General features: G+C 63.4%; 23 protein-coding genes. 8 read left to right on the top strand and 15 right to left on the bottom strand.

Features of this window, described 5'->3' with window-relative positions; translation table 11 throughout:
* The first annotated feature begins 45 nt into the window (after positions 1-45).
* Both TF1_RS16425 and TF1_RS02845 read left to right on the top strand, forming a co-directional pair.
* Positions 46-180: a hypothetical protein gene (locus tag TF1_RS16425; protein WP_255266129.1), complete on the top strand. Its 135-nt coding sequence runs from the start codon at positions 46-48 to the stop codon at positions 178-180.
* A 54-nt stretch (positions 181-234) separates the two neighbouring features.
* A complete protein-coding gene (locus TF1_RS02845) occupies positions 235-2,289 on the top strand; it encodes a cytochrome c oxidase assembly protein (protein ID WP_016188432.1) in 2,055 nt (684 codons plus the stop codon).
* 264 nt (positions 2,290-2,553) lie between these two features.
* Here the strand turns inward: TF1_RS02845 and TF1_RS02840 are convergent, their stop codons facing one another.
* From TF1_RS02840 to map, 5 genes are all read right to left on the bottom strand, one after another.
* Complete coding sequence (locus TF1_RS02840; RefSeq protein WP_011291411.1) at positions 2,554-2,964, bottom strand: hypothetical protein; 411 nt, start codon at positions 2,962-2,964, stop codon at positions 2,554-2,556.
* Positions 2,965-3,041: 77 nt separating this feature from the next.
* Entirely contained in the window at positions 3,042-3,794 is a 753-nt protein-coding gene (locus TF1_RS02835; RefSeq protein WP_011291412.1) for an AAA family ATPase, read from the bottom strand.
* A gap of 79 nt (positions 3,795-3,873) precedes the next feature.
* Entirely contained in the window at positions 3,874-4,533 is a 660-nt protein-coding gene (locus TF1_RS02830) for an O-methyltransferase (protein ID WP_061783610.1), read from the bottom strand.
* A 25-nt stretch (positions 4,534-4,558) separates the two neighbouring features.
* A complete protein-coding gene (locus tag TF1_RS02825; RefSeq protein ID WP_061783609.1) occupies positions 4,559-5,272 on the bottom strand; it encodes a metal-dependent hydrolase in 714 nt (237 codons plus the stop codon).
* Between the two features lie 677 nt (positions 5,273-5,949).
* Positions 5,950-6,801 carry a type I methionyl aminopeptidase gene (map, locus tag TF1_RS02820; protein ID WP_011291415.1) on the bottom strand — a complete coding sequence of 284 codons (852 nt, stop codon included), beginning with the start codon at positions 6,799-6,801 and terminating at the stop codon, positions 5,950-5,952.
* Positions 6,802-6,839: 38 nt separating this feature from the next.
* Here map and TF1_RS02815 point away from each other — a divergent pair, with 38 nt between their 5' ends.
* Positions 6,840-7,064, top strand: a complete 225-nt coding sequence (locus TF1_RS02815) for a hypothetical protein (protein ID WP_011291416.1) — start codon at positions 6,840-6,842, stop codon at positions 7,062-7,064.
* 60 nt (positions 7,065-7,124) lie between these two features.
* Positions 7,125-7,811, top strand: coding sequence for an NADPH-dependent F420 reductase (npdG, locus tag TF1_RS02810; RefSeq protein WP_061783617.1), 687 nt, complete (start codon positions 7,125-7,127; stop codon positions 7,809-7,811).
* A gap of 73 nt (positions 7,812-7,884) precedes the next feature.
* On the opposite strand, the gene pglX is transcribed toward npdG, so the two are convergent.
* From pglX to TF1_RS02770, 8 genes are all read right to left on the bottom strand, one after another.
* Positions 7,885-11,583, bottom strand: a complete 3,699-nt coding sequence (pglX, locus tag TF1_RS02805; protein WP_061783608.1) for a BREX-2 system adenine-specific DNA-methyltransferase PglX — start codon at positions 11,581-11,583, stop codon at positions 7,885-7,887.
* Positions 11,584-11,685: 102 nt separating this feature from the next.
* Positions 11,686-11,886, bottom strand: a complete 201-nt coding sequence (locus TF1_RS02800; RefSeq protein WP_061783607.1) for a DUF397 domain-containing protein — start codon at positions 11,884-11,886, stop codon at positions 11,686-11,688.
* Between the two features lie 201 nt (positions 11,887-12,087).
* The gene (locus tag TF1_RS02795) at positions 12,088-12,273 is read right to left on the bottom strand and encodes a DUF397 domain-containing protein (RefSeq protein WP_016188440.1); all 186 of its coding nucleotides are present in this window, start codon (positions 12,271-12,273) and stop codon (positions 12,088-12,090) included.
* Positions 12,274-12,408: 135 nt separating this feature from the next.
* Positions 12,409-12,594: a DUF397 domain-containing protein gene (locus TF1_RS02790; protein WP_061783606.1), complete on the bottom strand. Its 186-nt coding sequence runs from the start codon at positions 12,592-12,594 to the stop codon at positions 12,409-12,411.
* Between the two features lie 513 nt (positions 12,595-13,107).
* Positions 13,108-13,293: a DUF397 domain-containing protein gene (locus tag TF1_RS02785; protein WP_061783605.1), complete on the bottom strand. Its 186-nt coding sequence runs from the start codon at positions 13,291-13,293 to the stop codon at positions 13,108-13,110.
* 135 nt (positions 13,294-13,428) lie between these two features.
* Entirely contained in the window at positions 13,429-13,614 is a 186-nt protein-coding gene (locus TF1_RS02780; protein ID WP_061783604.1) for a DUF397 domain-containing protein, read from the bottom strand.
* Positions 13,615-14,135: 521 nt separating this feature from the next.
* Entirely contained in the window at positions 14,136-14,321 is a 186-nt protein-coding gene (locus TF1_RS02775) for a DUF397 domain-containing protein (protein ID WP_061783603.1), read from the bottom strand.
* Between the two features lie 5 nt (positions 14,322-14,326).
* Positions 14,327-15,190 (bottom strand): helix-turn-helix domain-containing protein, encoded by an 864-nt coding sequence (locus TF1_RS02770; protein WP_340147985.1) that lies wholly within the window; start codon positions 15,188-15,190, stop codon positions 14,327-14,329.
* 137 nt (positions 15,191-15,327) lie between these two features.
* Between TF1_RS02770 and TF1_RS02765 the strand changes: the two genes are divergently transcribed.
* Both TF1_RS02765 and TF1_RS02760 read left to right on the top strand, forming a co-directional pair.
* A complete protein-coding gene (locus tag TF1_RS02765) occupies positions 15,328-15,681 on the top strand; it encodes a hypothetical protein (protein WP_061783616.1) in 354 nt (117 codons plus the stop codon).
* Positions 15,681-16,157: an ATP-binding protein gene (locus TF1_RS02760; protein WP_011291423.1), complete on the top strand. Its 477-nt coding sequence runs from the start codon at positions 15,681-15,683 to the stop codon at positions 16,155-16,157. The genes TF1_RS02765 and TF1_RS02760 overlap by 1 nt, the downstream gene beginning before the upstream one ends.
* 513 nt (positions 16,158-16,670) lie before the next feature.
* On the opposite strand, the gene TF1_RS02755 is transcribed toward TF1_RS02760, so the two are convergent.
* Entirely contained in the window at positions 16,671-17,534 is an 864-nt protein-coding gene (locus tag TF1_RS02755) for a helix-turn-helix domain-containing protein (RefSeq protein ID WP_016188442.1), read from the bottom strand.
* A 190-nt stretch (positions 17,535-17,724) separates the two neighbouring features.
* Here TF1_RS02755 and TF1_RS02750 point away from each other — a divergent pair, with 190 nt between their 5' ends.
* Positions 17,725-18,048, top strand: coding sequence for a hypothetical protein (locus TF1_RS02750; protein ID WP_016188443.1), 324 nt, complete (start codon positions 17,725-17,727; stop codon positions 18,046-18,048).
* Positions 18,048-18,653, top strand: a complete 606-nt coding sequence (locus TF1_RS02745; RefSeq protein WP_011291426.1) for an ATP-binding protein — start codon at positions 18,048-18,050, stop codon at positions 18,651-18,653. The genes TF1_RS02750 and TF1_RS02745 overlap by 1 nt, the downstream gene beginning before the upstream one ends.
* Before the next feature lie 444 nt (positions 18,654-19,097).
* Here TF1_RS02745 and TF1_RS02740 read toward each other — a convergent pair whose 3' ends face one another.
* Positions 19,098-20,135: an LLM class F420-dependent oxidoreductase gene (locus TF1_RS02740; protein WP_011291427.1), complete on the bottom strand. Its 1,038-nt coding sequence runs from the start codon at positions 20,133-20,135 to the stop codon at positions 19,098-19,100.
* Positions 20,136-20,138 lie beyond the last annotated feature (3 nt).

The raw sequence follows: 20,138 nt of genomic DNA, 5'->3' as shown, positions 1-20,138 counted from the left end.
TAACGACGGCGTGTAGTACTTCGTTTAGGCTTGTCGGCAAGGGTGGTGTCCGCACTGAAGGTGATGGCCTGGATTTTTGGTGACGCGGCCGAAATTGTTGTTCCGTGGCTGTGGGGAGCACTCGGAATCGTGGTCGGTGCGGGAATCGCCGCCGCGGTCATCCACCACCGCAAGACGTGAGGACAGAGCAAGTGACGACGGAGCGTGGGCGTGGCTTCCCCCAGTAATCAACGTGTGAGAACGAACGCGCTCGCCGCGGGCGAGACCCTCGTGCTGGTCGCTGCGGCTTCCGCAGCGGTCTGCCTGATCGCGCTGGTGCTCGCCATGCTGCTGGGCGGAGCCGGATACCCCCAGATCACGCCGGGGCTGCCGGATCCGGGAATGCTGACCCGCTGGGGGTTGCCGGTCGCGAAGACGGTGATGGACGTCTCCGCCGCGCTGACGTTCGGCCTGATCGTGCTCGCCGTGTTCCTGCTGCCGGTTGCGCGCAACGGCGAGCTGGGCGAGCAGGCGCAAGGCTATGTGCGCGCCGCCTCGTGGGCCGCCCTGGTGTGGGCGGGCGCGGCCGCAGCCACGCTGGTGTTCCAACTCTCCGACATTTTGGGCCGCCCGGTCGCGGAGATCGTCGGCAACGAGATCACCAGCTACGCGAGTTCGGTCCCGCAGGGGATCGGGCTGCTGTTGACGATCCTGGGCGCGCTGGGCGCCGCACTGATCGGCCGCGTGGTGGTGACCGCCACGGGCGCGGCACTGCTCAGCCTGCTGGTGCTGGTCGGCATGCTGCCGCCCCCGCTAACCGGGCACGCTTCTTCCGCGGGCAGCCATGAGATGGCGATCGTCGGCTTGTCGCTGCATGTGGCGTCGGTCGCCTTGTGGGTGGGCGGGCTGGCCGCCTTGTTCTTCCACGCGATGCGCGGCAGCGGCGAGCACGTGCCGACCGCGGTGCAGCGGTTCAGCACGATGGCGCTGTGGGCGTGGATCGGTGTGGCGCTGAGCGGACTGGCGAGCGCGGCAAGCCGGCTGACGAGCGTGGCGAGCCTGTTCACCACCGCCTACGGCCAGGTGATGCTCGCCAAGGTGGCGGTCTTCGTCATCTTGGGTGCGCTGGGCTGGGTGCACCGCACCCGCACGGTCCCTCAGATCACCGAGGATTCGGGCCGCCGCCTGTTCCTGCGGTTCGCGGGCGTGGAAGTCGTGGTGATGGCGGCGGCGATGGGGTTGGCGGCCGCGTTGAGCCGCACCGCCCCGCCCCCGGACCTCAACCGGGCCACGGACGCGTTCCGCAACCTCACTGGGTTTTCCATGCCGCCGCCGATGAGCTTGCGGACCCTGCTCACCGAGTGGCGCCCCGACTTGTTCTTCATCCTGGTCATCGTGGTGCTGGGCGGCTTGTATGCGGCCGGGGTGATCCGGTTGCAGCGCCGCGGCGACTCCTGGCCGTGGGGGCGCACCGCCGCGTGGTTCGCGGGCCTGCTGGTGCTGGGCATCGCCTTGCTCACCGGTGTGGGCACCTACTCGTATGTGCTGTTCAGCATGCACATGGTGCAGCACATGGTGCTGTCGATGCTGGTGCCGATCCTGCTGGTGCTGGGCGCCCCGGCCACGCTGGCGCTGCGCGCGCTGCGCCCGGCGAAGCAGCGGGGGGACCGCGGCCCGCGGGAGTGGCTCACCGCGTTCCTGCACGGCTGGTATGCGCGCCTGGTGACGCACCCCGGGTTCGCCACCCCCATGTTCGTCATCAGCATCTACGCGCTGTATTTCACGCCGCTGTTCGGCACCCTGATGCAGGACCACTTGGGGCACGTGTTCATGAACGTGCACTTCCTGCTGTCGGGTTTCCTGTTCTACTGGATCATCATCGGGGTGGACCCGGCGCCGCGGAAGATCCCGTTCCTGCTGCGGATCGTGCTGCTGCTGGTGGCGATGGGCTTCCACGCGTTCTTCGGCGTGGCGATCATGATGAAGTCCGAGCCGCTCGGCATGGAGTACTACGGCCAGTTCGAGGTGCCGTGGCGGGACAGCCTCGCTGACGACCAGTACGCGGGCGGCGGCGTGGCGTGGGCGCTCGGCGAGATCCCGACGATGCTGGTGCTGATCGCGCTGGTGGTGCAGTGGGCGCGGGACGAGGAGCGCACGGAGCGCCGCCGCGAGCGGCACAGCCAGCGCGGCGGTTCGGAGGACGCCGACTTGGACGCGTACAACGCCTACCTGGCGTCGCTGCACCGCCGGACCAGCCAGCAGCAGGGCCAGCCGGGACCGGAGCAGCCGGAACAGGAACCGCAACCCTAGGAGGGGCGGGCCGCGGGCCTGCGTAAACGGGCAGACAGGCGAAGGGGGCCGCCCGCAGGGCGGCCCCCTTGGTGTGTGCGTGTCCCCGCATCCGGCGGGGACACCGGATGCGGGCGGAGTGCTGCGACGGCGAGGGGCGCGCCTGGCGGCGCAACAGCGCGGACCCACCCCCTCACCCAGGGTTGCCGCGCCCGGTGCCGCTCAGGACGCCTCAGGCCGTTTTCTCGGACGTGCCGGTGAGCCCGGGCGGTGCGGGAGCCCGGGTTAGACGAGGAGGAGTGCGGTGACGGCGCCGAGGACGCCGACGAGGACACAGGTGGCGAGCCCGCCCACGTAGAGGGTGGGCCCGGACAGTTGCGGGAGCGCTTTGGCTTGGGTGGCGCGCCGCGCCGCAATCGTGGAGAAGACGAGCGTGGAACCGAGGATGAGCAGGGCCGTGCACAGCGCCACGGTGAACGCGGACGCGAACCCGGCCTGGGGCACAGTGCTCAGCAGACGGCCCGCGGCCAGGGTGGGCAAGGCGAGAAGCAGCAGGGCGATGGCGATCCCGGAGACGAGACGCGGCCCGGTTTTGGTGGAACGGCCGATGAGGGTGAGCAGCAGTCCTTGCAGCGCAACGTTGAGTACGGCCCCGCCGAGGCCGAAGATCGCGATGGTGGTGAGCAGCGAAGTCATTGCATGATTGTCCCACTCTTGGACCGGATCTCTCCCGGGGCCGACACCGCTGTGGATAACTTTCGGCCCCGACGGGATTATGCCCCCGGGCTGCGGCGGGCCTCCGGCGGGGGTGGGATCGCCCGCGGCACCGCAACCGGGGTCTTCCGCGGCGGGGTGCGTGGTACGGGGACGGGACGCGCCGCGGGCACCACCCTGGAAGCAGCCCGGCCGGTGAAGTCGATCCGGTGGAGGCACGCGGCTTCGCCCCGGGTCACGAGGACGAGGGACCGTGCTTCGGGCACGGCCTGCTGCGGGTCACGCGCTATGGCGCGGCGCAGCGCCAGCCACCGGCGCTGGTGGGTGCGAAAGCTGCGTTCGCTGACGCGGCGGCCGCGCATGTCTTGGCCGCGCCGCGCTTCCGCGGGGGTAGCGTCCACGAACAGCAGGTGGAGTTCCGCGCCGGTGATCCGGCAGTACAGCGCGAGCAGGCGGCGCACAGTCCGGCGCGTACCGGTTTCGTGGACGACGACGGGGGCGCGGCGCCGCAGGGCGGCGAAGACCCGCACGTAGTGCAGCAGGTGGGTGGCCCATCGCCACAGCGGGTAGGGGACGGCCCGCAGATAGGGGGTGAGCCGGTTGCGGGCGTGCAGCGAGTCGAGGACCCACACCCCGTCCCGGGTGCGCACGGGTGCGGTTTCCCGCCCGGACAGCCCGTAGAGGCGGGCCAGCAGGGTGCTTTTCCCCGCGCCGGGAAGCCCGCCGACGAGCAGCAGGCTGTGCCGCGGATAGCGGAGCACGAAGGCGTCGTGGAAGCAGGCGGAGGTGGGGTGGGTTGGGGAGGCGATCACACTGGGGACGTCTCCACCGCGGGTAAAGGGACGGTAAGGGCGGGGCCGCGCCCCGCCCTGCCGCCCTGGTGCGCGGGGGCTATCTGCGCCGCGCCAGGGTGAGGCCGTCGCCGATGGGGAGGATGACCAGGTCGACCCGCGTGTCGTCGCGGGCGTGCACGTTGAAGTCGCGGATGGCTTGCACGCGGGCCGCGGTCTGCGCGGGGTCGAGGACCCGGCTGTGCGAGAACACGTTGTCGGCGAGCAGCACCCCGCCGGGCCGCACCCGCGGCACGAGTTCTTCCCAGTAGGCGATGTAGGACTCTTTGTCGGCGTCGATGAACGCCAGGTCGAACTGGGGTTCTTCGGGGAGGGCGCGCAGCGTGTCGAGGGCGGGGGCGAGCCGCAGGTCGATCCGGTCGGCGACCCCGGCCCGCTGCCAGTAGCGGCGCGCCACCGCGGTCCATTCTTCGCTGACGTCGCAGGCGAGCAGGGTGCCGTCGTTGGGGAGGCCGCGGGCCAGGCAGATCGACGAATACCCGGTGAAGGTGCCGACTTCGACGACGTTGCGTGCCCCGATGAGCTGGGTGAGCAGGGTGAGGAACAGTCCTTGTTCGGGGGCGATCTGCATGCCGACGTGGTCGGGGAAGAGCCGTTCGGTTTCCGCGGCCAGGTCGGTCAGCACTTCGTCGACGGGGGTGCTGTGCGCGACCAGGTAGGCGTGCAGTTCCGGACTGAGGTTTTCTGAGGTGCGTGTCACAGGCCCAGCCTAGGAGACGAGGGGGTCACAGGTCGGGGATGAGTTCTTTCCACGGGAACAGGTAGATGGACATGAGCACGATGGAGATGGTGAGCATGGGGGTGATGACTTTGCGTTCCACGGGCCCGTCGGTTTTGAAGCCGATGTTCTGCCCGAACCGGTATTTCCAGAACGGCCACAGCAGCGGCACCCCCATCTGGGTGGCAATGTCTCCCAGGTAGTGCAGGAGGCACCCGTAGGCCGCGGCCAGGCCGAGCCATGAATAGTCGACGCCCGAACTGTAGAGGGCGAGTGTGATTCCCGCGGTGGCGAGCGCGTTGATGAATTCGGCGGCGACCCGGTTTTTCTCCATGCCGTAGCCGAGCCCGTTGAACGCGATCCCGATGAGCAGGAAGACGAATATTTGGGCGGCGAGTTCGGACCAGAGGACGAGGAGTTGCGCGAATCCGCCGAGGAGTAGCGCGAACAGCAGCGAATGGGTGCCGTTGCGGTGCCCGCCGAACGCCCAGTTGAAGAACGCGCCGAGGGTTTCGGTGAACACCCCGTAGGTTTTGGTGATGGTTGCGCTCTTGTGGTCGAGGTCGGGGATGAGCGCGGCGCCCGCGCAGACGAGCCCGCCCGCGATGATTTCCCCGGATCCGAGTTCAAAGTTGATGCCGAGAACGTCCACCTTGTTGAGCAGGGGGACGACAGCCATCCATCCAACCACGCCGCTCAGCGCGTGAGAGTGCCCCATCATGGGCGGAACGGTAGCGGTTCGGAACGGTTTTTGGCGAGTCGGGGGTTGGGAAGCGTACCGGCACGACGACCCGGTGTGAGATTCAGCTCAATGATAGGCGGCAGAAGCCCTGGTCAATGGCCGGATACGGCCACCGTCCCGCACGCGGGCTGTTTTCTCCTCCTGTTTGTGCAGCGAAAACGCGTTTTTCCCGGATAATGCCGGGCACCGGGGCGGGTGGAACGGCGGGGCAATTCCGCGTGGTTCGACATATGCTTTGGGTAGCCGCCCGTTCCGGCTAGGCCGTCGGGAATCGGCTTGTCGGTTCCCAGAGCTGGACGTGGTCGCCGTGGCCGGTCCGCGGTGCACCTCGGCTTCGGTGCGTTCGGCATGCTCGTGGGGATCATGTCGAGGTGTCATCGGAGCACGGGCGGCCTTTGCGTGCGCGGACGGCCCGGTTCCGCCTGGTGTGCGGGTAGGGGAGTGGTCGGGCGCGCCCCCGCTCAGCGGGCTTATCAGCCTGTGCCGCGGGGAATACTTCCCGGTGCAGCCGCGCGGAAGCGGTGGCGTCCGCCGCCACGCACGCGGGGAAGCCACGGCGGCAGGCTCGGCCGCTGGTGTCTGCCGCCGTCGACTTCTTCTCCCAGTGCCTTGAGGACATCCTCCTGTCCCGGCATGCCCCGCGGGCAGCCCGGGTGTCAGGGGAGGGTGAGGATTTCTGCGCCGTCGTCGGTGATGACGAGGGTGTGTTCGAACTGGGCGGTGCGTTTGCGGTCTTTGGTGACCGCGGTCCACCCGTCGTCCCAGACTTCGTAGTCGATGGTGCCCAGGGTGATCATGGGTTCGATGGTGAAGGTCATCCCGGGAACCATGACCGTGTCGGCGCTCGGGTCGTCGTAGTGGGGGATGATCAGCCCGGAGTGGAATTCGGGCCCCACACCGTGTCCGGTGAAGTCGCGCACCACGCCGTAGCCGAAGCGTTTGGCGTAGGACTCGATGACCCGGCCGATGACGTTGATCTGCCGGCCTGGCTTGCACGCTTGGATGCCGCGCATGAGGGCTTCGCGGGTGCGTTCCACGAGCAGCCGGGATTCTTCGTCGACGTCGCCGACGAGGAAGGTGGCGTTGGTGTCGCCGTGCACCCCGTGGATGTAGGCGGTGACGTCGATGTTGATGATGTCGCCGTCCTGGAGGACGGTGTCGTCGGGGATGCCGTGGCAGATGACTTCGTTGATGGACGTGCACAGCGACTTGGGGAAGCCCTTGTAGCCGAGCGGGCTGGGGTAGGCGCCGTGGTCGCACAGGAACTCGTGGCCGATCCGGTCGAGTTCGTCTGTGGTGACGCCGGGCTTCACGTGTTTGCCGACTTCTTGGAGTGCTTGCGCAGCGATCCGGCCGGCCACCCGCATGGCTTCGATGGTCTCCGGGGTCTGCACATCCCCAGCGACCCCTTTGACGGGATGTTTCTTACCGACGTATTCGGGCCGGGGGATGGACGGCGGGACCGTTCGTGGGGGCGAGATACGCCCGGGTACCAGCGGGGTAGTCATGGAATACGAGTGTAGTCAGCGACTGACGGGAGAAGTCCGTGTTCGGTAAACGGCGCCGGGATGTCCTTCCCACCCCGGAGGACGGGGAGGACAAGTGGTGGTATTCGCTGAAGACGGGGAAGGTGGAGCGCGGCCCGGGCAGTCCGACGAAGGACCGGCTCGGCCCATACCCGGACCGGGCGTCCGCTGAGGCGGCGTTGGAGCGGGCCCGCCAGCGCAACGAGCAGTGGGAGGAAGAAGACCGCGAGTGGAACGAGTGGTGACCGTGGGTAAACAGGGGGCGGTGTACCACGGCCGACACCCCTGTTGACATGATCATGATTATGGCATCGAAGAGTTCTCCGCACGATCTTCCTGACGTCTCTGGCCTGTCGATTGCCGTGCTGGGGGGCACGGGTGATCAGGGCCGCGGCTTGGCGCGCCGGTTCGCGATGGCCGGGCACGAGGTGATTCTCGGTTCGCGGAGCGCGGAGCGGGCCCAGGCGGTTGCCGCCGAGTTGGGCGAGGGCTTGCCGATCCGCGGCATGGACAACGCGGGCGCGGCCGAGGCCGGGGACGTGGTGATCGTGGCGGTTCCGTGGGACGGTCACCGTGCCCTGCTGGAGTCGTTGAAGGATGTGCTGGCGGGCAAGATCGTCGTCGACTGTGTGAACCCGCTGGGTTTCGACAAGCGCGGCGCGTATGCGCTGCCGGTTGAGGAGGGGAGCGCTGCCGAGCAGGCTGCCGCGATCCTGCCGGACAGCCGCGTGGTGGCCGCGTTCCACCACGTGTCCGCCGTGCTTTTGCTGGACCCCGAGGTCGAGAAGGTGGATTTGGACGTGCTCGTGCTCGGGGACGACCGTGAAGCCACCGATGTTGTGCGCGCTTTGGCGGCCCGTATCCCCGGGGTGCGGGGAGTTTACGGCGGGCGCCTGCGCAACGCCCACCAGGTGGAGGCGTTCACCGCCAACCTGATTTCGATCAACCGCCGTTACAAGGCCCACGCGGGTATCCGCATCACCGACATCTAAAAAAGAAGACCTGTACGGCAGTGGCCCTGTCCCGACCGCCACAGGAGGACAGGGCCACTGGGTTGATACCGGGTTAGCTTGCCTTTTTGCGACCACCTCGGCGGGTGGTTTTAGGTCGCCATGCTTGCATGTCGCTGTCGGTGATGCCGGTGCGGTCTTTGAGCTCGGCGAGGTCTTCATCCAGGTAGTCAGCGGGGCTTTGCCCGTACTCATCCGGGGTGGTGTGCCACTGGCGCACCCAGGGGCGCAGTTCGACCAGCCCGGCTAGCAGCGGGGTCATTTTGTCGCGGTCGTCGGCCCAGCCGTGTTCGTCAAGCCGGTTGAACGCTAGATCAGTGAGGGCTTGGACTTGCTGGGCGTGATCCCATCCGGCCCAGCCGAGCACCAGGGAGCCGTCCTGGTCGGTTTCCGCACCCGGATAGGAGATGAAGCGTTCCTTGGGCACATCCAGCTTGCCGCGGTTAGCCCAGTAGGAGGCTTGGCGGAAGTCTGCGGAGGTGTAACGCGGTGGCACCGGAATGTCGAGCCGCCGCTCAGGCTCGCTTTCAGCCCGCTCGGCGTTGAGAGCATCTTCTTGGCGCTGGAGGTGCCAGACTTCTTCCCACTGCTGGCGTTTACGCAGGCCGGATTCTTTGTAACGCCATGCCGCCAGGTAGGGCACATGCTCTGCTTCTACGATCTGTGCGATCACATCGGTGAAGTCGGCATCCGGATCATAAAGATCAGCCACAGCCACCGCTTCAGGACAGACATCCCGCAACCGGTTAGCCAACTCCACCACGGTGCGAACCCGCGGAGCCTCCTCACCACTCTCAGTGGGGGCAAACCAGATCTGTCGGGTCTCGCACTTGTCCAGCAGCCAGGCTTTCAGCGCCGCCTTTTCCTTCTTCTCCCAAGGCTCGGTCTGCCAGCGCCGCTTGTACTCGGGACGCTCCAGAAGAGCGAGGTCTTTGCGGGCTTCGATGAACTTGATCCGACGAGCCACCACCCGCTTGTATGCCTCAGGCCAATGCGCAGGAATCTCCGTAACCGGGGTAGCGCCATGCCGGGCAAACCATTCGGTCTTCACCTCGCCTGCGGCGAGTTTGCGGGCCAGCACGATCTCAAACGCCCGCTCCCCAAACGCAATCCCCGGCACCGCAGCCGTATCAGGCATCACCAACTCAGCACGCTCAGCATCGCTGATGAGGCCATAACGGTGATAGACATCCCAGTCCAACTCTTCTTGCAGCGCAATCATGCGGGATCGAATCCTGAAATACTCCGCACGCGCCTCATTCAACCCAGCACGGGACGGCGTGCCAGCCTCCACCACCGCTGACGGCTCCAGCAAGGAAAGCTGCTGAGCGAGAGCATCCAACTCCCGAGCACGCTCCAACGGCAAAGAACCAGGAAGCGGAAACTCCTGAAGCTTCGTACCAGTGAATTCATAGAAGTCTTCCCAAGGGACTGAAGTCTGTCTAGCGTTTTTTGAATCTACTCCACTTCCCTTATTGTGACTCACTTGTTTGAGCCAGAAGCAGGCCGTAGAAGAATTCAACACCCCCAAAAGCTCCAGGTGCTGATCCTCCGTAGCCCCCTCGGGAAGCTTGATCACCGGAGCAGAACGGTTGAAGACCTTCCCACCCCGATCCAACACGAAGTGGTTGTGTGTAGCTACGAAAGCAAAAGCGATAGAGAGGGGATATTCTAGTTTTTCTCGGTATAGTTCTCTGTGTTCATACCATTTGAAATGGGGAATAGTTTCTACTATTTTACCGAACCTTTTTCTTTTTTGGAGAATTTGTCGGTTTTGCCAGAGGAGTTTTATGGAATTGGGAATGTTTTCTATATTTTCAGGTTTTAGGAGAGGGGAGTAAGGCCATAGTGCCTCAACTTGTGAAGTTAGTCGATAGTCGCGAACCACATCCCCCATGATCATGGGAATCGATGATTCAATCCTGTGGCGCCTAATAGAAGACCTATCGGGAAGAAAAAAAGCATCGTCTTCGCCAGTGATTGCAACAAATCCTATTTGAGACACTCTTTCTTCCAGGCGTGAACGAGAGGAATCAATGGTTTTCAGAAGTTCGCTGGCACCACCGCCGCTCAGACTCCATGGGTGCTTCTTGAAGCGTTCCCATGGAAAGTCAGCGACACTAATCCACTCGCTCTCGCTTCCTGGCTGTTTGATCTGGTTGGTTATGGCAGACCAGACCAAACCGCCGGCAGGGCTATCCGGCTGAGAAGGTTCCCCCTGAATGCCAAGAACCGCACGGATAGTCGCGGTATGGGTGTTGGGCATGTTACGACCAAACAGGATGACCGTCGGAGTCCCATGCCCAGGGATATAAGCTCCAGAAGTGTCGATGATGTGGGTGAGGCGTACCTGGTTGCGGAAGAACTCGTTGATGAGTTTTTTACCGAACTCGCGTTTCATGAACGAGTTCGCTGTAATCTGTCCAACGAATCCTGCGCCTACTCCGTCGCCACCAGCTCGCTTGGCGAGGTTGAAGAACCGTTCAGCAAACGGAACAGAAAGTGCGTATTCCCGATAGCAGGTTTGGTATCGTTCTCGATAATTCTGGTTTTCTTTCTTGTCTTTAACGGTGATGTAGGGCGGGTTGCCTACCACTGCGTGGTAGCTGTTGACCCCGAGCAGGTCATATTCGGCTTGGTAGTCGTGGACGTCTTCGGTGGCATAGTGGTGGACCTGCTCATCATCGAACAGAGTCTTCTTGCGCTGCGGGGCTCCTCGGCCATGGATAAGGGAGTCTCCGGTGGCCACGACGATGGGCCAATCAGGGTTGCCTTGGGAGAGGGTGGTGATGCCTGCTTCTTTCATCGCCGCAATCAGCAGGCGAAAGCGGGCGATGGCGACGGCGTAGGGGTTTTTGTCCACACCGTGGATGCTTCTTAGGGTGCGGGCGATCAAATCCCAGTCAGAGGCCCCGGGGTCGGCTTCCCGCCAACGAGCGAGGATGCGGTGGAAGGCGCCGATGAGGAAGTGCCCCGACCCGCAGGTGGGGTCGATCAAACGGAAGCCTTGGCTGTTGGCCTGGTAGACGCGGCCGCCTTGCCCATCCAGGCCGAATTCGTCGATAGCGGGCTCAAGGGTGTATTTGAGGATGAACTCCTCAACAAACTCCGGCGTCTGCAACAACGCGTAGTTTTTGCGGATGTCTTCAGACAGGTCTTGGTACAGGTCCCCAAGAAACCGGGTGTTCCAGTCGGGGTCGGTGAAGTCATGCCGGATGTGGCCGTCATCCCCGACCTCGCGCCAAAAAGCGATGAGGTTCTTAGCCGCCTGATGCGAAGGGGTGATAGTCCACATGGGGTTGTGGGCCCGATCAAACAACCCCCGCACAATCGGCGACACACTCATCGCCTCAAACGCGTGGATCAGCCAGTCACGGTCCGTGCGCGACCGGTCCTCAGCCACCCACGCATCCCGCAACTCCTGAGCAATGTCATAACGCCCACTCGCATCCCTGGGCCCAGAGATAAAGGGCTGCTCCAACAGCCGGTTGTCCTCACAAAAACGGACGAACACGGTGGCCAACACCCACGCCACCGCCGCCTGCGTCACCCGCTCATCCCGCCAGGCCCCATAGGTAGCAGCTGTGCGCCCAGCATCAAACGCCCGCTGATACTCCCGCCGAAGCTCATCACAGAACGGGATGCCGGTGTGTTCGTTGAGGGCTTCCGGGTCTTCGCTGCGCTCACGCAGGTCCTCTTCAAGGACGCGGACCTGCTTCTTCAAGTCGGCAAGCAGTAGAGCGTGGTCAACCACCAAGGCCTCCAGGCCACAACAAGGATAAAAAAGGGGGACAGTGTTGGATCATCCTATTGTGGCCCAGGAGGCTGACAACAGAGTCAACAAACCGAAAAAGACTTAGAGATGCTCTTCCCGCGCTGCTTTCAGGAACGCCACCCACTCGCCAGCAGGGAAGAACAGCGCACCCAGGTCACGGTTCTTGCTGTCGCGAACCCCAGTCAGAGGCCCCTCGGAGACCTCCACGCAGGCTCCTCTCTCAGTGGTGTAGGTCGACTTGTGCCAGCCCTGAACAGACACGCTGATGTTGTCGGTGACCATGGCTCTCTCGCTATCTGTGTTGGTGAAGTCTGTCAATGGTTCAGGGAGTGGTTACTCGAGAGCGCTTCAGAGCTCTCACCATCTCGCGCGGCTCCTGAGCGATGTCTAGCAACCCCAGCCTCCTAACCGCACCGAGAGTTGGGTATACCCGGACCTCTCGATGCGGTTCAGGAGGCTGATGCTAGGCCCAGGTACCGCCTCTTAGTGGCGCTCTTCTTGTGCCATACGGAGGAACGCCACCCACTCAGCGGAGGGGAAGCGCAACACACCAGCCTCAGGGTGCTTAGAGTCACGGACAGCGGTAGCGCCGGGGAGGTCGGCAACCTCCACGCAATAGTTGTTAACTCCGCTGTAGCTGCTCTTACGCCACACTTGCTGCTCGGTCATTCACTCACCCTTCAATGACTAGGGAGCTTTCTTATGTGGTCAAGATTTGCTGTTCTCTGTAGCCAGTTGAGGAAGGGGAGACAGGGTTTCCTGTTGTGACTAGTCGGAGAAATAACGTCAATATTTCTGACAGGGTTAGATGTTCTTCTCCTTGAGAACCTGGAGGAAGGCGGTCCACTCTGTCGCGGGGAAGACCAGCACGACTGCCTCAGGGTGTTTAGAGTCACGCACAGCGGTGGCATTGGGGAGATCGGAGACCTCTACGCAGTTGTTGTTAACTCCGCTGTAGCTGCTCTTACGCCATACTTGATGCTCGGCCATCCGCAGCTTCCTTTGTCAAGAACCAAGAGGTTAACGGATGAGCCGCAGAAAGTTCGGCAATCTTAGAGAAAAGTTCAATCTCCAGGAAGATCGCGTTGAGCTTCGCTAGCCCTTCGCGCCCACAAAACATGCGCTGGAGACTGGTATCTCCAAGAACCGACACTTAGACTGAGCGGCTTCAGGAACCCATGATGGCAAAAATTTTTGTGGTTGGGAATGTGTCGGCAAAGGACACTTTCTAGTTTCCCTGAAGAGCAACGCAATGCGTCCGATGTCAAAAACACATTAGTGTTCGATGGTAACTCTCATCACGAGAAGAACACCAGTATGATCATCGGACGTTTGAGTGGATTTTTGACCGAAGGGGCTCTTATCTAGAAGTAAGGATGTCGCTTGAGAGATCCGAGAAAAAATTCGGTATGTTTGCCCTTCTGGTCACAATGGGGAAAAGGGGAGATTAGTTTCCCCATTGTGACCATCAGAGCGACAGCGGTGCCGACCCCTCCGGGGAAGTTAGACCTGCTCGCTTTTGGCTGCTCGCAGGAAGGCGGCCCACTCGGAAGCAGGGAAGGTCAGCACGGCTGCGTCGGGATGTTTGGAGTCGCGGATGGCGGTAGCGCCCGGGAGGTCAGCGACCTCAACGCAGTTCTCCAGACCTCCGCTGTAGCTGCTTTTACGCCACACTTGCTGCTCGGTCATTCACTCACCCTTCAATGACTAGGGAGCTTTCTTATGTGGTCAAGATTTGCTGTTCTCTGTAGCCAGTTGAGGAAGGGGAGACAGGGTTTCCTGTTGTGACTAGTCGGAGAAATAACGTCAATATTTCTGACAGGGTTAGATGTTCTTCTCCTTGAGAACCTGGAGGAAGGCGGTCCACTTTGTCGCGGGGAAGACCAGCACGGCTGCATCGGGGTGTTTGGAGTCACGCACAGCGGTGGCATTGGGGAGATTCGAGACCTCTACGCAGTTGTTGTTAGCTCCGCTGTAGCTGCTCTTACGCCATACTTGATGCTCGGTCATTCGAAGCTTCCTTCGTTAAGAACCAAGAGGTTTACGGATGAGCCGCAGAAAGTTCGGCAATCTTAGAGAAAAGTTCAATCTCCAGGAAGATCGCGTTGAGCTTCGCTAGCCCTTCGCGCCCACAAAACATACGCTGGAGACTGACATCTCCAAGGAACCGACACTTAGACTGAGCGGCTTCAGGAACCTATGATGGCAAAAATTTTTGTGGTTGGGAATGTGTCGGCAAAGGATACTTTCTAGTTTCCCTGAAGAGCAACGCAATGCGTCCGATGTCAAAAACACATTAGTGTTCGATGGTAACTCTCATCACGAGAAGAACACCAGTATGATCATCGGACGTTTGAGTGGATTTTTGACCGAAGGGGCTCTTATCTAGAAGTAAGGATGTCGCTTGAGAGATCCGAGAAGAAAAATTCGGCATGTTTGCCCTTATGGTCACAATGGGGATGAGTGACGGGGGATAAGTCTCCCCATTGTGACCATTCAGAGCGCCAAGAGCGTGAACACTGTTCAGGCGACTAGAGCTGCTTGTCTTTGACGGCCTGGAGGAAAACGGTCCACTCTGCGGCGGGGAAGGCCAGCACGGTTCCCTCCGGGTGCTTGGAGTCGCGGACAGCGGTAGCGCTGGGGAGGTCAGCAACCTCAACGCAGTTGTTGTTGGCACCGCTGTAGCTGCTCTTGCGCCACACGAGCTTCTCAGTCATTCGGATCACCCTTCCAGCGAGTCGATGACTTCATAGATGAACTTTAGGGAGTCCGCCGGAGTTAGTGAGGAGCCCAGCGCTCCACTGAAGATCGCGTTGAGTTCCGCAAGCTCCTCACGTTCTTCAACGTACACGCTGGAGGTTGGCGTCTCCGCGTAGCCGACGCTTGCATCGAGAGGGTTCGGGAAGTCGATGATGACAAAGCTTCCCATGGTCGAGGGATGCGCACCTGCAGAGAAGGGCAGCACGGAGATGTTGATGTTGTGCCGCGTCGCCATGTGGGTGAGGTGGCGCAACTGCACCTTCATCACCTCGGGAGAGCCGACTGTGCGGCGCAGAGCGGCCTCGTCGAGGATCACCCAGTACTCAGGCGGATCTACCCGGTTCAGGATCTCCTGACGCTTGAGCCTGGCGGCGACTCGTGCCTGGATCTCCTCTTCGGTGCGGACCAGGTTGGCACGGAAGATCGCCTCGGCGTAGTCAGGAGTCTGCAAGAGTCCGGGGACCACCTGGCATTCGTAGGTGCGGATCGCCGAGGCTTCGGCTTCAAAATCCGGCAGGGCTGAGTCCAGCACGTTCTTGTACCGCGACCACCAGCCGCGCTCATTGGCTAAGCGGGCGCATTCGTGCAGTTCAGCGCGTATTTCGGGGCGTTTCTCCTTGTAGTAGTCGAGGAGCGCGTCGAGTTCATCTGCCTGAATGGTCTTCTTTGCCCCGGTTTCGATGCGAGAGATCTTCGTCTGCTGCCAGCCCAGGTCTTTTGCCACCTCACCGGTGGTTTTGCCAAGCGCCTCTCGGTACTTGCGCAGCCGAGCACTGAGTCGTCGCCGCCGAATACTCGGGCTGTAAGGGGCCTTCATGCTCGGCATCCTACCGACCTCCAGTGGATCTGCATTATCTAAGTATTCGCTTGACTGTTTGCATAATCTAAGCAACCATTACTGATGTCGATCTAAGACCATCGTTCCACAGTTCAGTCGAATATGTGGGAGGTTTCGCTGTGCTCATGACTAATTCTTCAGCCACACAGCCCCAGCCCGACAGGTCACCCCCGCGAACCACCCTCCTCACCGAGCTCGCTGACGAGGTCCGTGCGCTCGGTGGGACCGCGCTGGTCGCCCTGTCGGCGACCGCTCACCCCGTGCTCTACGTGCGCCGCACGGGTGGGCGTCTCATCCCGGTCGTGGTGGTGGAAGACGCCGCCGCCAACCGGTGGTTCATCTGGGGGCGCACCGGGTCGGAGCACGTCTCGCGGCCCAAACAGGCTGCTGCCGCACTCTGCGGTCTGGACCGTCTCCCGCCGCGCTCGTGGGTGAACCCAGTGGCCGCGCGCCGCGCCGCCGCGAAAGGAGCGGCCTGATGACCGACACCGCCAACACCAGCGACAACGACTCCGAACCCGGAGCCGGTCGGCTCCGCGCCGTCTCAGAATTCTGGGAACTGCCCGGCGACCCCGCGTTCTGCCCAGACCTGCGCGGCCGCATCCGACGCAGCCTCACCGGCTTCCCGCACGCCGCCGCGGACGCCGAACTCGTCGTCGCGGAACTCTTCGCCAACGCCTGCCGGCACAGCCTCAGCGGAGACGGCGGCAAAGTCACCGTCACCCTCGCCGGGCTCCGCACCGGCCTCGTACTCGTCACCGTCACCGACCAAGGACCGCGCCCCGACCCGGCCACGGGACGGCCCCGCATCCCCCAAACCCGTCCGCTCGACGGGACGCTCGCCACCGGGGGACGCGGACTGCGGCTCGTCGCCGCGCTCGCCACCGACTGGGGACACTGGCGCACCGACACCGGCGGACACGCCGTGTGGGCTGTCTTCGACCCCCGTCGCTGACCCGCCCGTCCCACCCTCACCCCTGATCCCCACCCCAAGGCCCAGGGCACGCTTCTGCCCGCCGCACCCGGCCACGCCACCCCCGTGGCGGCCACCACCCTGGCCTGCCCGGCACGTGCGGCAACTAAAAGAAAAGGGTGTCCCCGTGTACACCCACCGGGAACACCGTGGAAGCACGCCGGGCACAACCCCAGCCCTGGGAACACCCGAACCCCGCCCCTGTCCAGCAGAGACACGGGCAGGCTTCAGGACTTCCCCTATTGCGGCCTAAAAGGCTGACGCTAACCTCACCGCGGCCAGGCGAACTTTGTCACGCCCGCCCCGCCGCAGCCCGCGCGAAAGCCACCCAATCAGCAGCAGGAAAGCACAAACCGCCCTGCCCCGATGCGGGTGTTTCCACCACCCGTGGGTGGACCTTTCGAGACTTCCCCCCAAGCAGCCGCTTCATGTGTATAGCTAGAAGTGTGCCGCTCGGCGAACCCGAGTGGCGGCCTGGTGAACGGGGACTGTATCTCACCCATCGGCGTCTTCCAGCTCGGCCAGAACACGGCGGAGGTAACCGGGAGTCTCCTGCGGAGGCAACGCCGTGGCCTGCAACAACTCGAACCGCTGCGCATAGGCCGCGACCCTGTCGCCTCCGTCCACGAAACAACCGTGCGGGGGGACGCCGATGTACCCCACCTTCGCACCACCGTCGAGGCGCAACACCGTGAAGGTGGCGGGATGAGCCATGCCCTGCGACAAAGGGAGTACTTGAATGACGAGATTAGGATGCTTCACCAGCTCGAGAAGGTGCGTGAGCTGGGCGCGCATGACCTGCGGGCCGCCCACCGCGCAGCGCAGCGCCGACTCGTCGACCACCGACCAGAACCGCGGCGGATCGTCGCGCTCCAACACCGCGGCCTGCCGTTGGCGCAGCGCAGCACACAGCTTCTGGTACTCCGCGGACCCCGCGGGCACTCTGCGCCGCACCAGCGCGGCCCAGTAGTCCGGATGCTGCACCAGTTCCGGAACCAGGCCGACAGCATACTCCTCGATCAAGGTCGCCTCGTATTCTACGCTGTAAAAATCGTTTCCCGCACCCTCCTCAAACTGAGACCACCACGGTTTATGCCTGCGGGCAGCCTTAGCAATAGCGACCAATTCCTCAAATAACCCGTCATCCGCCCCATACAGGCGGCATAGCGCGGCAACCGATTCAGGATTAAGCCGGACGAAGCGGCCATTCTCAATCCGATAAAGCTTGCTGACATCCCAACCCATTTCTTCGGCGACCTGCTCTTGAGACAACCGCGCCTCCGCGCGCAACCGTTTGAGTTGGCTGACCAGGTAGTGCTTGCGCACTGGCGAGCCCCGGGACACGACCATCGCCTCCATACCGGCAATCTCGTTGCTGAACGATGTGGAACATCATCCCATCCGTGAAACCAGACAAAGTCCAACAATAAAGACCAGTTTTCTTACATGCGTTGCAAGTTACATGGCCTGCATTTAGCTTAAAGCTGTCAGATCACAGGATCTGAGCCGCAGTGACCGCATATCAGCGGTGTCATATGTGAGGAGAGCTATGTCCGCACATGCCGAAAAAGGCGTCCCCCGGCAGGTGTTACTCGCCCGCCTTCAAAAACAGATTCAGGAGCAGGGCGGTTCAGCCTTCCTCGCCCTGTCGGCGAGCTCACATCCGGTTCTCTGCGTCGGCGCCGGGGACTGTCGCACCTCGGTCGTGGTCGTGGAAGACAACGCCGGGGAGCAGTGGTTCATCTGGGGACGCACCGGCAGCGCGCACGTCTCACAGATCGACCACGCTGCCACCGTACTGTGCAACACAAACCCGCGGCCCGCCCGCCCCACGGCAGCAGCGCGCCGCACCGGGGGCAGGGGAGCCGCTTAATGATGGAACACCTCGACCACAGCTACGACGAACACCCGGACGACGTGCTGTCCCCCGCCACATCAGCCTCCCAGCGGGAGGAAGACGAAAAACCGCTCGTCTCCGACGAGTGGGAGATGCCCGCGGAATCCGCGCTCTGCTCGGAACTACGCCACCGGGTCCGCGACATCCTGGACGTCCACTATTCGGCGACTACCGTGGACGACATCGAACTCATCGCCTCAGAACTGTTCGCCAACTCCTGCCGGCACAGCCTCAGCGGAGACGGCGGCAAAGTCGGCATCATCCTCCGCGGCTGGTCCGAGTGGGTGTACCTCGCGGTCGACGACCAAGGCCCGAAAGGCGGTGCGCGCGTGCTCTGGGAGCCGGAGGTGATCGATCCCCTCGCACCCGACGGGCGCGGACTGCTCCTCGTGCACATGCTGACCGACGGGTGGGGCCAGCACTACCACGACGGAACCCACCGGGTCTTCGCCTGGTTCAGAATCGGCTGGGAGCACCCGGAACGCCTTCCGAACCTGAAAGAACTTCCGATCCGCCCCGGGATGCTGTCCGACTTCATCCCCGACGATCCGTCAGACCCTATCTTCAACCACTACTACTAATCGCCCGTCCCGGCAGTCGACTCCCCCAAGGACGAGCGGAACGCCACCCCCGACCTTCGCGCCGCCCGGGCGCGCATCTCCTCCCTGTGACGCTCCCACAATCCGTGCGGACGAGCTGCCCCGGTATTGCTGCAGCATGCCCCCAAACCCCCGCGTGGCGGGGGAGCAGTGCCGTGGACTCGGCCGGGCACCCGGCCGAAGCACACCCGGGCATACCCCCGGGCACACCCGGTGATAGTGCCGCTGACCTTGTGGTCGCTGCGGTACTGGACCCGGCACGGGCGTCGACCCGCCCGCGCCGGAACCAGTACAGCCCGGGTCGGGTCCGTGCCGATCACCAGCCCGCGGCACGGGCCCGACCCGCGGCACCCCAGGGGCCGGGACCGGTACGGGGAAGACCGTTCAACGGTGCTGCCGGTCCCAGCCCGCCCAGAAAAAGGAGAATTAAAGCCAGTTTTTGACCTTTTCGAGCAGTGCGACCGGGTCGCCGCCCACCGGGATCAGGTTCAGGTGGGTCACCCCGGCCTCCCGGAACGCTTCAATCCGTTCGCGCACATACGATTCGGGGCCCACCAGGTTCGTCAACTCGACCATCTCGTCGGGCACCGCCGCGGCAGCCTCCTCCTTCTTGCCTGCCAGGTAGAGGTCCTGGATCCGCTCCGCGGCCTCCTCGTAGCCGTAGCGGCGGGCCACCGAGTTGTAGAAGTTCTTGCCCTTCGCGCCCATGCCGCCCACGTACAGCGCGATCATCGGACGGGCCAAGTCCAGCAGCTTCTTCGTCTCCTCGCCCTCGCCGATCGCGAGCAGGCCGCCCGCGGCGATCTGCAGCTCCCCGAGCTCCGGGGACCGCTTCGCCTTGCCTGCGGCCAGCGCCTCACCCCACACCTGCGGCGCCTTCTCGGGGATGAACAAGTGGGGCAGCCAGCCGTCGGCGATCTCCGCGGTCATCTCCACGTTCTTCACGCCCAGCGAAGCCACGAAGATCGGGATGCGGTCCCGCACCGGGTGGTTGATGATCTTCAACGGCTTGCCCAGGCCCGTGCCCTGGTCCGGCGGCAGCGGCAGCTGGAACACGGAGCCTTCGTGGGTGAGCGGGCCCTGCCGCGCCCACACCTTGCGGCAGATCTCGATCACCTCGCGCGTCCGCGCGAGCGGCTTAGTGTAGGGGACGCCGTGCCAGCCCTCGATCACCTGCGGGCCGCTCGCACCCAAACCGAGAATGGCGCGGCCGTTCGACAAATAGTCCAACCCGGCGGCGGTCTGCGCAATCAGCGTGGGAGTCCGGGAATACAGCGGCAGAATCGCCGAACCGATCTGCACTCGCTCCGTGCGGGCCGCGATATAGCCCATCAGCGAAACCGAGTCGAAACCGTAGAGCTCCGCCACCCACACGGTGTCCAAGCCGACCTTTTCCAGCTCCACCACCTGGTCGACGGCCTGCTTGATATCCCCCGAATAGGTCAACGGCATGGAGATCTGCATGGA

Source organism: Thermobifida fusca NBRC 14071 = JCM 3263, from assembly GCF_001592045.1.
Lineage (GTDB): Bacteria > Actinomycetota > Actinomycetes > Streptosporangiales > Streptosporangiaceae > Thermobifida > Thermobifida fusca.
The sequence above is the reverse complement of the archived record's forward strand: the minus strand, read 5'-3'. Positions and strand labels throughout refer to the sequence as shown.